Genomic DNA, 11,628 nt, shown 5'->3' with positions numbered 1-11,628 from the left:
TATAAATAATCGTTAGGAATCTCAGGGGACGGAAAAATTTTCTATTGCTGTTTTATTTTTCCACTTGCAGTAATATAAACCCGTCTTGTTTCACCGGCTTTCACGTTTACTTTCGGCCAACGTATAAAGGCTGTGTAATCGAGTGCTTTTAATGCTTGACGACTTGTTTCAGCAAAAACAGAAACACTTGCCTCAAACTGTGTTGGGTTTTTCAGCAACAGCGTCATTCCTTTCGCATCCTGCTTTACCAGTTTTGCTTCTACATGGTCAAACACATATACTTTTTTCTTGTCGGTTTGTACATATATACCCGGTAGTTCCAATCCCATGAGCATACCATTGGTTTCCGTCCATGAGTTGCGGGTGTTAATGAAATTGCCAATGCTTTCTTTTCCTTCTGCATCGCTGGGTTGTATACGTTCCATACTCGAGCCAACAAGATTATTCGTTGTTATATGATGCGGCGGTATGTTTACCGCTTCTGCGTGTGCATGCTGAATATCCCTTATTAAATCGGCATACAATTGATTACCTGTTGCCCGATAGAGTTTAAACAAATAATCGCCTGATGCTGTACAGATGCCCGGTGCTGCATGTTTGTTTTGAATACTTGCCCAAACGGCACCAGCCATTTTACTTTGCAGTTTTCCAATCTGGCTATTGGCAGGAAAAACAGGATCGTAGGAAATCGTCCATGTAGCGCAAAGCGCTGCCTGCACTTCTGCTTTTTGTAACCAGGTTCTATCGTTTGTATAATAGTACAGTGCCATTAATGATTCTAAAAATCCAAAAGCCGATTCTGAATTTGCATCCATCGAAATATCACCACAATCGCCACCGGTGAGTCCCTGCTTTACCACATCTCTAGTGTAATAATAGTTAGCGGCATCTTTTGCTGTCTGCAACCATTTCGGTTGTTTAAAATAGTTAGATGCAATCGCCAAGCCTGCGGGTGCAATAGCTCCTGCTGTTGAATTGAATACGGCTATTTCACCAGTTTCGGGTGCAATAAACTGTCCAAACTCACCATGCTTTTTCCAGGTGTTAGCAAAAGCTGTTGCCAGTTTTTTTGCAGCATCTTCCCATTCCGGTTTTATCATATTGCCATACCCTTGCGCTTTGAAGAGCAACAAATGTTTCATTAACCAAAGCAACGCATCGCTGTTTTTTCGCACCATAGCCTGCAAGGCCGGAAAATCGGGATGCATTTCTTCCGGACGCAATTCACCATTTGCCGTAATGCCGCCATAAAAATATCCGCTCTTTCCCTGTAATTTACTTACTACGAAATCAAGTTCGGCGCTCACACGATTGCGCTCTTTTTCGTTATTAAGCGCCAGCATGGGATAACTGTTCATCATGCCACTTACCCAGCCCAATTGAAAATCTTTATTGTTTTCGGGTGTGTAATAGCTGCCCACCGGAACGGTTACAAAATTATTGCTGCAAATAGTGGTTGCCAGTTCCAACTGCTTACTCATCGGCAACTGGTTACGTGGTTGGTTGGAGCCCATAAATCCTTTTCGAACCTTCATAAATTTTGTAAGCAGATCAGGAATGTTTTTTGCATCCGACACATATATCCTGAATTTCAAGTTTACTTCATCACCTGCTTTCCAATCAACTGCCTTGTCACCACTCTTGTGAAAATCGCCAAATCCAGGTGCCAGTTTTCGCATAGCCGGTACCGATAGGGAAAAGCTGCAACTATCCTGCGCTGCATTTTCTGTTATTGTCATTCCATGGTTGCCCCATTTCGACTGCTGATCTGTCAATACAATAAATCCTTTTTTTGCAGCAGGTGAATAAAAGCACATGGCGGGTGTAGCAGCATTGCCTGTTTGTAATTCCACCAACGATGCTTTGCCCTGTTCAATTGCAAGGCGTGGATTGTTGGAAATGGTAAGCGGCACTTTTGGATTATAGTACATATCCTTTGTGTAAGCAGGATTGTACGACGTCCCAATGGAATGATAACGGTTTCCATTATACACAATAGCAGGCACCATTACATAATTATCCCTGCTCCATTTACTGAAATCAAAAGAAACGGACAAGACAGTAGAAAGTGAAACGCCTTCTGTTAATTTAAAACTTGCCGTTACATCAAGGGCCTCCGGATGGCTGGCAACGGCTTTTGCATGCAATTGCATGTTCCAGTTATCGAATGTGAGCTGTGGAGCATTTTTCGCAAGAACAAATTTATCTTCAGGATTAATGCCTTCGTATTTTCTTACTCCTAACTGAATGGTTCCGCTGATAGCTTTTAATGCGTTGTTAACTTCGTTAAAAGACTGAGCATATACAACCTGCGAAATAAAACTGCAGGACAAAACAAGCAATAAAAATTTATACATTCTTACCATTTTTATATTAATGATCTTAACAACCACTCTTTGTTATATTTTTTCTGCTTTGCCAATTACCGGTACTACCAGTTCCAGTTTCACTTTTTCATTTCCTGTATGTAAAGCCTGCACCTTGAAACTGCTTTGTCCTTTGCTTATTTTTAATTGCTGTGCCAGGGGAATTTGTTCCAGCATTTTCCGTCCCTGATTAGTCACATACAGTTTGCCATTCTTGTAGATCACATATTGTCCTGCTGCTATTTTTCTATCAATGATAATTTCCGCACCGCTCCCTGTGATTATCTTTAAACCGGTAATACTTGAGTCTTTAGGTGCGTACACTTTAACAGCAAATTCCAATGCCTGTTCATCAAATTCGTTATGCAACTGCACCTGCATACCGGCAGCACTGTAAGGCATATCCCTGAAACGATTTTCTTTTAGCGGGTAAAGGTTAAATGATCTTGCACCGGTTTGTTCCAGATGAAACTTATAATCCAGGTCTTTCAATCTTTCTTTATGCGCTTTGGTAAATACCTGTGCAACACGGGCATCTTCCCATGCACGCAAAGCCTTGAAGATTGTTTCCTTCTCTGCACTTGCTTCTACTGTTTGCTGGCTAAGCCCCAGCATGTACAATGCATCCCATCCTATTGATTTTGCCTGCAGGTTTTCCGCATCATACACACTCCAGTCTACCTGGTAACTCTGTATACCAAAGGTGGCAGGCAAATAACTGCTTTCGAAAACATAACGCATGTCTTTGCCTTCGATACCCCATTTATTAAGTACCGGGCTAAACATATGATCGCCGCCACCCACATTGCAAACACTCATATAATGCCAACTGCCTTCACCAACTGCACTACCCATTACCCGCAGGTATTTGCCACCATTCTTTTTATAACTGTCAAACAATTTTCTGAAAAAACGTTTAAACGAATATTGTCCATGTCCCTGGTACATGCAGCTTTCCAGTCCATCGAAATCAATATAATCCATTCCGCCTTCGATTAACCATTTGCCGTAATAATCGGCATACACTTCCTGCAGGTTCATATCGGGTGCAAAGCCACGGTAACAGTTGGGTTGTAGTTTTACAATCGTTATGCCTGCTTTATATGCTGCACGTGCAGTATTGTGAAATCCTCTTTTTACATTTAAAAATCTATACGGTTTAGTCGTGCTGATTCCATTGTATTCAATCAGCTCCTTTCCGATCTTCAACACATTGGTATGATTGCCTTCCCATCCGCCAAACTCGTTGAAGTATGCCGTATCTGCCACGGTAATAATCGTATCAGTTTCCGATAAATCTTTTGTAAGGATAGTGCGTTGCATAATGGCCAAACTATCACTTGGCACCGGCGATACATCACTGGTACCTGGTTGTAGAAATTCGCAAAGTGTATGCAATCCATAACGAATGCCTTCCTTCTGCATGATAGCTCCATATTGAGGAACAGTAAGCGAAGCCGAACCACGGAAGTTGATCTTACGCTTACCCCAACGATCGGCAGGGTTTGGATAATACTCACCATAACCTTCATCCTGCACTCCTTTCATGTTGAGTTGCTTTGCATAGCTAACTAAACTATCGTGTGCGCCCCACCAGGCAATATCCGGACGATAGGCACCGGGATCTTTGATCCATTTACCATCTATTTCCGGATGTGGCAACCCTTCATTCAACACAATTTTTTCAATTGTTTTTAATCCCAATGAATCGGGACACGCATAGAAAGCAACAGTCGAACCGACAAAATGTGCATTGGCAGGAACCACTAACTGGTAACGTGATGAATTGGCTTTACCATCCAATCCTTCGGGATAGGCAGGGAAACGAATTATTTGTTCTTTTCTTCGATCCCTTGCATGCATGCTGATGGAAGAGCCAAAAGCCGGTTCCAGTATTGCACCATTTCCATAATTCATGCGGAAGTATTCTTCGGGCTGCGAATAAAAAGCCACGTCGCTGATACCATCACCGCCAATGCTGAACACTTGCCCTTCTTTCAAATGCGGTGGCAATGGATATTTCTTCGGATCAGGAGAATGAATAAAATAATACATGAACGACATATCACCATCAGTAGGCGGACCGCTGGTTGTATTATCATCCAACCCCAACAATCCAATGGCAAAATCATCGTTGCGTACAACACCAATAACATCACCAATAATTTTGGAGATATTGGTTTTATAAGGACCCCACACGATATTATCCACTTCACTTTGCTTTGTTAACGATAGTAATTGCAGGCGCAGGTATTGCTGTTTTTGTTCAGCTTTAATGCTGGCTATAGCTCCATTTGAATAGGTTAAAACAATTTCTTTCTTTGCTAAATTGTAAACTGCTTTTACCGGAAGGATATATTTTTTGTTTGCTTCCAGGCTCATCAATGCCGATGACATACCCTTAGGACAATACTCGACTCCCGTTTTCTTATCTTTTATGGATGTAATAAACCCTTTGCTATTGATGCCGATCTTTGCATATTGTGATTGCAGGTGGAATGACTGTGCCTGTATTGTGCTTATACACAATAAAACGAATGCTATGCAAACGTTGATGCGAACAACCTGTAAACCTAATTGTTTCATCTGTATATTTTTTATTGTTTTTGGTCAGATGGAACTTACCATGATAATCCGCCGCGGCGGACCCCTGTGTGATATAATGAAAATTTTATCATGGACGTTTCCTGTATTTGTTACTTATAAAGTTTGATGAATATTTTTGTTGATAATTCCACTTCGATAAATAGCCATTCCGTCAAGCTTCTCAAAAGCATAAAGTAACACAACGAACACTACGGCCCACGATGGACACAATGTGTTTGCAATTTGCTTACAACGGGTTGCGTTCCTGGTGTATTCTTTGCGACCCTTGTGTTCCATACATCTTACATTTTTGAGATAGCGTCTATGAAAACAAGCTGATCTTCTTTCAGCATTAAACGAATAAAATTATCTTATGTATAGCGATCACTATTCCGTCATATTGACAAATGTCAATGCTATTTTTACCGTTCATTAATTCGCGTTATGATTATACCTGAAAGAGACCAGGATTTCTTTTTTCAGAAGGATAAAATGCGAAGGGGACCAAAAAGTCCCCTGTTGCGTAACTAACAAAAACTGCTGCTTAAGAGAACTATTGCAGGGGATCGAAGTCGCCTCCCCAATTGTTATTTTGTTTTAACAATGGATTCCGATCTAAAATTGATTTAGGAATTCCATAAATATAATACTGGTCTTGCACTGCTATGTTAACGGCGTCGGTCTCAATAACTGTAGAAGTAAATTTTTCCCATGCCGTGTTTATATCTGTCAGCGGAGTTACATTTGATTCACCCGGCTTCAGCAATACTGCTATTCCGTGTCGTTGCGGTAAACCTCGCAGGTAATCAAACATTTTCCAACGGCGCAAATCATTCCAGCGTTTATTTTCAAAAGAAAACTCAACAAAACGCTCTTTCCGATATGCAGCTCTCATATCAGCCATCGTCAGTGCAGTAATTCCATAATCACCAGTTACACCGGGTAAAACACCTGCCCGGCTACGTATTTGTTTCAAAACATCTAATGCTTCAGTTGATTTGCCCAGTTCGTTCGCACATTCTCCATAATTCATTAATACTTCGGCATAACGGATCTCAATCCAATCCACGGCTCCATTATAAACTGTACCCTTGTCGATATTTTTATCAATAGCTTTTATTCGGTAAAAACTTGAATTGGACCACAATGGATCTTCGGTTACCTGGTTGTGTGTACCCTCAAGTCCTGTAGCACCATTGTAATTACTAATGCTTGTAAAATAGGTCCACAAATAAGTTTTATCATCCCGCATTCCTTTTAAATACTGATTGGGAGAACCATTATAATAAATATTGGCATAAAACCTGTCATCCCTGTTCCGGAATAAAGTATCATAACTTCTTGTTTGCGATTCCCAGGAAGAACCGTCCTTCATCGGAAAAGCATTTACCAATTCTAAAGATGGACGATCGTAACCTACATCATCCTTAGACCATTTTAAAGGCATCAATCCCCCCTGGAAATAAGTAGCCTGCGGATAATTATACCTGCGAACCATCACCACTTCCTTGTTTAACTCATCATCCCAAATTTTGCTGTAAGGGCTATGCAAGCCTTTGCCACGTGCATCTAAAAAATCTTTTGCTGCTTTATTTGCATCATACGCTTTTTGCCATGTGGCTACGCCACCAAGGCCGTTAAACAAAGGGCTTGCATAAAATAACAATACCCTTCCCTTAAAAGCCATAGCCGCGCCTTTATCAATCCTGCCCAGGTCATTGTCCGTAAATGCATCAGGCAGTAAGGCAATCGCATCTTCCAGATCCTTTAAGATTTGCGTTACACATTCCGACGTTTTATTACGTGGCCTTTGCAATTGTGTTAAATCGGTGGTTGGTTGCTGCGCCTCTAGTATTAATGGCACTCCACCATAGTCGCTTACCAGGTTATGATAAGCCCATGCTCTCCAAAACAATGCCTGACCTTTAATTTTATCTTTATCGGTTTGATTAAAAGTAGCGTTATCGATATTGCCCAGCAAAATATTGATGGTGCGGATATTGTTATACTGCCCGAAATTATTCCTTGAATCAAAAGTGGCTGTACCTCTTAACCAGGTATTTGTTTGCTTTTGATATGCCACCCCTTCATCTGTTCCATTGGCGCTACCATTTGGGTTCCCCGGCATCATCGCGGCATAGACATTATTCAGATACGCCGTGGCTATGCTTGCATCCGACCAGACTGCGCCAGGATTTACTGCAGCAAGATTCGTTTTATCAAGCACTTTGCTGCAGCTCATCATTCCCAAAGGAGTGAAAAATATGAGTATTGCTATTTTAAGATTACTTTTCATCTGTATATTTTTTACTGTTTTTAGTCAGATGGAATTCATCCCGACAGTAAACGTCGGGACTCATTTCATTTTCTTACTTTTTAGTTTAAACTGCATCTTATTGTTACAATCTTATATCAATCCCGATTGTATAGGTTTTCATGGTTGGATAACTCATAAATTGATACAACTCGGGATCATAAAACTTAAACTTCGACCGATAGAACAAATTCGTTGCCGCTGCAAAAATCCGGGCGTCCTTAATTGATAATTTACTTACTATTAATTCGGGTAGTTTATAATTCAAATTCAAATATTTCATCCGCAGGAGACTTCCGTTATACACATTAAATGTGGATGTCCATGTATAACCGTATGAATGTGGATTTCCCCAGGGATATATTTTGGGTGTAGAACCATTGGGGTTCTCAGTACTCCATGAATCGGCGTGATATTTTGGTACTTTACCGCCACCGCCAAAGTTTCTGCCCCAGGGATCATTGTAACTTACTTTGAATCCTGCCAGGCCTGAAAGCAATGTTTCTAAACTAAACCCTTTATACGATAATGAAATATTCAAACCGTAGGAAACCGGTGCATTTTCGGCTCCAAAATAGTTTCCAAGCACAACCTGATCGTAACCGTCTACTTTATTATCGGGCTTTTTATCCGGGCCACTGATATCTTCTAATAGCATATCGCCTAAGGCCGGTGCAATACCATTGATCGTAAATCCAGCTGGCAGCTTATTCAAATCTTCCTGTGTACGCAATATACCCAACGCTTTGTAGCCAGCGCCGTAAGCCATAGTTTTTCCGTTAGGGTTGGCATAATCCTGGGTATTGGCAGCCACGTCTCTTTTAATAACTTTATTAGTGGCATAACTAAATATTCCTTTTACGTCATAGCTAAAATCTTTGCCAATTCTATTATTATAACCCAACTCTATTTCAATACCATGAGAATTAACTTCTCCATAATTTTCTGCCGGTAAGGAACCTCCAAACTCAGCAGGAATGGCCAGGATTCGGGCACCTAATATATCATAGGTATGACGTTTCCAGTAATCAGCGGAGAACCTGATGTTTTTTAAAGCAGTCACATCCATTCCAATATTTGCAGAGTTCGATTTTTCCCAGGTTAAATTACTGTTAGGAATACCGCCATAACCTAAACGTGGCGCTGTAGTACCTGAGCTTCCAAGATAATATGTACTGTTTTGAATGTTATATTGTTCGAGCCATTGCCAGCCACCGATAGCATCATTACCCGTTGTAGCATAGGAAGCCCTTAACTTCAGAAAATTAATTGAACCGCCCAGTTTGGATGCCTCGAAAAAATCTTCATTAGAAATCACCCATCCTGCTGAAACAGAAGGGAACCATCCCCATCGCTTGTTTGGAGCAAATTTTACAGAGCCATCCCTGCGCACTGATGCTGAGAAAAGGTATTTGGAATCATAATCATAATTGATTCTCCCGATATACGACAACCGTCCATCCTGGCTTTCATTTCCACTTGTTGACCAATCAGCATTATTGGCGCTGGCAGCAAAAAACTGATCTGATGGAAATAATGGGAAATTATACCGATACATGGAAAAGAAATTAAAGTCCTGCTCATACTGTTCGTAAGCAGCCAGGACTCCTATTGTGTGTTTTCCAAATGTGTGGTCGTAATTAACCTGCCCATTAAACTGATAGGCATTCCATTTTCTGTATTCATTTCCCAAGTATTCCGATCCCGGATCCCCGCTTTTTACCGAACCGATTAATTCATCAGTGTATATTAAATTATTGGGCCCGGTCTTCTTGAAATCATATAGGAGCTGTTTTTTTGCAAAGGTCTTTATGTAATTGTTATCAAAATTTTTGCTATACGTTGCCTTCACACTCAACCCCTGCACGAAAGGAATTTTATATTCAGCCGTCAGCAAAGCATCTACCTGCTGATTGTTGTTACGCCAATAACCGCCATTTTTCATCATCTCCACAGGATTACCTAACCAACCGGGATTATTGGGCTTACCATTTATATAGGGGCTTGCAAAAACATCCCAGTATAATAATTTACCCCAAAGGTTATTCATGTCGATTGAGCCGTAATCATAAGTAAAATTGAAACGGTTGCGGGTACCATAACTACTGCTTAAGTTCAAACCAAGCGTGAGGTTTTTCACCAGGTTGGCCTGAACATTGGCCCGCAGGTTGTATTTTTTATACCAGACCTGTGGTAAAAAACCCTTTTCCTTAAAGAACGAACCACCGAGATACATTTTAATTTTATCAGTCCCTCCGGATGCACTTAAGGCATGGCGTTGACTCGTAGGATCAGTATACGCAGCATCATAATAGTTTTCTCCATTGGGATTATTTTTCATTACCCAGTCAATTTCTTCATCGCTCAACCCGCCATTAACAGCTTTTGACAGGTTCAATCCATCTCTAACCGGCATATATTCCGGTAGCTTACCTGTACTTTGCGAATTGAATGTGCTGTTATATTGTATAACAGATTTTCCGCTTTTCCCCGTTTTTGTAGTTACAAGAACAACTCCATTGGAGGAACGGGAACCATAAATAGCAGCTGAAGCTGCGTCTTTTAAAATCGAAATATCAGCAACCTCATTGGGATCTAAAGCATCAAAACTGGTTTTATCCCGTACTACTCCGTCAATAACAAATACCGGATCGTATGTGCCGCTAAAAGATGAACGGGAACGCACCTTGATATTAGAAGAAACACCAGGCGTACCTGTTTGTGAACTGATAAACGTACCGGACAACCGGCCAGCCAACACATTTGACAAATTGGAAGTAGGAATAAGCTCTATGTCCTTTGCATTAATTGATGAAACAGCAGAAGTCATTTTAGCCCGCTTCTGTGTACCATATCCCACAACAACCACGTCTTCCAGCGTTGTTGATAACGTGGTCATCGAAAGACTGATGTTAGCGGCTGCTTTGACCGTAACGGGCTCATATCCGGTTACCGTAATCTTCAAAGTGCTTCCGGCGGGTACGGTTATTTCAAATTGTCCCTGGTCGTTAGCAACGGTGCTTTCCTTACCTCCCACACGGGAAACTGTAGCGCCACCCAACACCGAATTATCTTTTGAATCAATAATTTTTCCTGTAGCCTTAATCGTGTTTTGTGCAAACGAGACTTGGGTAACCAGGAGGAGACAGAAAATGCCTAAAAGGCATTGAAGTGATTTTGTTTTTTTCCTCATAAACAAGCAATTAGAATTAACAATTAGTCTTTCAGTCCAGATTGAAAGCGCATTTCGCGGATAAAATTCACTTAATAAGCATTTTTAAACCACCACTAATTTGATTGTTACTAATGCTATTTTGCTATGTTGATAGTTTGTGTTTGCACCCGAAGCGGATGCACCCGAAACGGAAACGGGGTCATCCAAAATTTTCAATTAATTTGGTGTTTCCTTTTTCAACTACAATTTCAAAAAGCCATGCAGTATCTGTATGAGAATTTTACATTTCCCCCCGATCAGTCGTTTACCGTGCGGTCTGATATGCTGGAATTAAAAAAATACACGACGCTAAAAAGCCATGTGAACTTTGAAATTGCATTGCTGGAAAACTGTTCCGGCAAACGTTTTATCGGAGATCATATTGAAGACTTTGAAGACACAGAGTTAGTGTTGCTTGGCAGCTATCTGCCACATTGCTGGCAATATTACCAGGCCATTGATCCTATGATACAACCGCAGGCTATCGTTATTCATTTCTTTCCTGATTTTTTGGGAAAACAGCTACTCGAAAAGCCGGAGGCCAAACAGTTAAATGAACTCTTTGCAAAAGCAGCGAAAGGCGTATTGTTTACCGGACAAACAGTTCAGCGGGCAAAAATGGTAATGCAACAAATGTTGTTTGAAAAAGGGCTTGGCCGCGCAGCGCTGATGTTACGGCTGCTCGATATCCTGGCACAATCAACATCAGCTCAAGTTTTATCTTCTCCTTATTATAATGCCGTTGAAACATCAGGCGAAGCACAAAAAATAAACAAGGTCTTTGATTATATATTCCGAAATTTTAAAGAAGACATTGCATTGCAGGATGTGGCCGGCATTATTCCTATGTCCACTGCTGCTTTCTGTCGCTTCTTTAAACAAAAAACAAACAGGACCCTAATTGATTTTGTAAAAGAAGTGCGCATTGGACATGCCGCTAAACTATTGCTGGAAGGAGTCCATAATGTTACAGAAGCCTGTTATGAAAGTGGGTACAATAATATTTCCAATTTCAACAAGCATTTTAAGGAAGTAAAAGGATTATCGCCAAGAGATTTTATGAAACAATACGAGACAGCTGCTGAATCGCCGGCAAAAACTTCTTCCTGAGATATTTTTTTCGCTGATCAAACAAGATTAGCTGGAAG

The 11,628-nt window shown here is 40.8% G+C and carries 6 protein-coding genes; 1 reads left to right on the top strand and 5 read right to left on the bottom strand.

Annotated elements, in window-relative coordinates; all coding sequences use genetic code 11:
• Positions 1-41 precede the first annotated feature (41 nt).
• The 5 genes from ACFEL9_RS08450 to ACFEL9_RS08430 all read right to left on the bottom strand — a co-directional run bounded on the left by ACFEL9_RS08450 (position 42) and on the right by ACFEL9_RS08430 (position 10,459).
• Positions 42-2,357: a hypothetical protein gene (locus tag ACFEL9_RS08450; RefSeq protein WP_385888336.1), complete on the bottom strand. Its 2,316-nt coding sequence runs from the start codon at positions 2,355-2,357 to the stop codon at positions 42-44.
• Between the two features lie 42 nt (positions 2,358-2,399).
• Complete coding sequence (locus tag ACFEL9_RS08445; protein WP_385888333.1) at positions 2,400-4,952, bottom strand: hypothetical protein; 2,553 nt, start codon at positions 4,950-4,952, stop codon at positions 2,400-2,402.
• A gap of 114 nt (positions 4,953-5,066) precedes the next feature.
• Positions 5,067-5,249 carry a hypothetical protein gene (locus ACFEL9_RS08440; RefSeq protein ID WP_385888332.1) on the bottom strand — a complete coding sequence of 61 codons (183 nt, stop codon included), beginning with the start codon at positions 5,247-5,249 and terminating at the stop codon, positions 5,067-5,069.
• A gap of 256 nt (positions 5,250-5,505) precedes the next feature.
• Entirely contained in the window at positions 5,506-7,248 is a 1,743-nt protein-coding gene (locus ACFEL9_RS08435; protein ID WP_385888329.1) for a RagB/SusD family nutrient uptake outer membrane protein, read from the bottom strand.
• Between the two features lie 103 nt (positions 7,249-7,351).
• Entirely contained in the window at positions 7,352-10,459 is a 3,108-nt protein-coding gene (locus tag ACFEL9_RS08430) for a SusC/RagA family TonB-linked outer membrane protein (RefSeq protein ID WP_385888326.1), read from the bottom strand.
• Between the two features lie 240 nt (positions 10,460-10,699).
• On the opposite strand from ACFEL9_RS08430, the gene ACFEL9_RS08425 reads away from it, so the two are divergent.
• Positions 10,700-11,590 carry an AraC family transcriptional regulator gene (locus ACFEL9_RS08425; protein ID WP_385888324.1) on the top strand — a complete coding sequence of 297 codons (891 nt, stop codon included), beginning with the start codon at positions 10,700-10,702 and terminating at the stop codon, positions 11,588-11,590.
• Positions 11,591-11,628 lie beyond the last annotated feature (38 nt).

Source organism: Terrimonas alba (assembly GCF_042434975.1).
Classification (GTDB): Bacteria; Bacteroidota; Bacteroidia; order Chitinophagales; family Chitinophagaceae; genus Terrimonas_B; species Terrimonas_B alba.
This window is presented reverse-complemented; position numbering and strand designations above follow the sequence as displayed.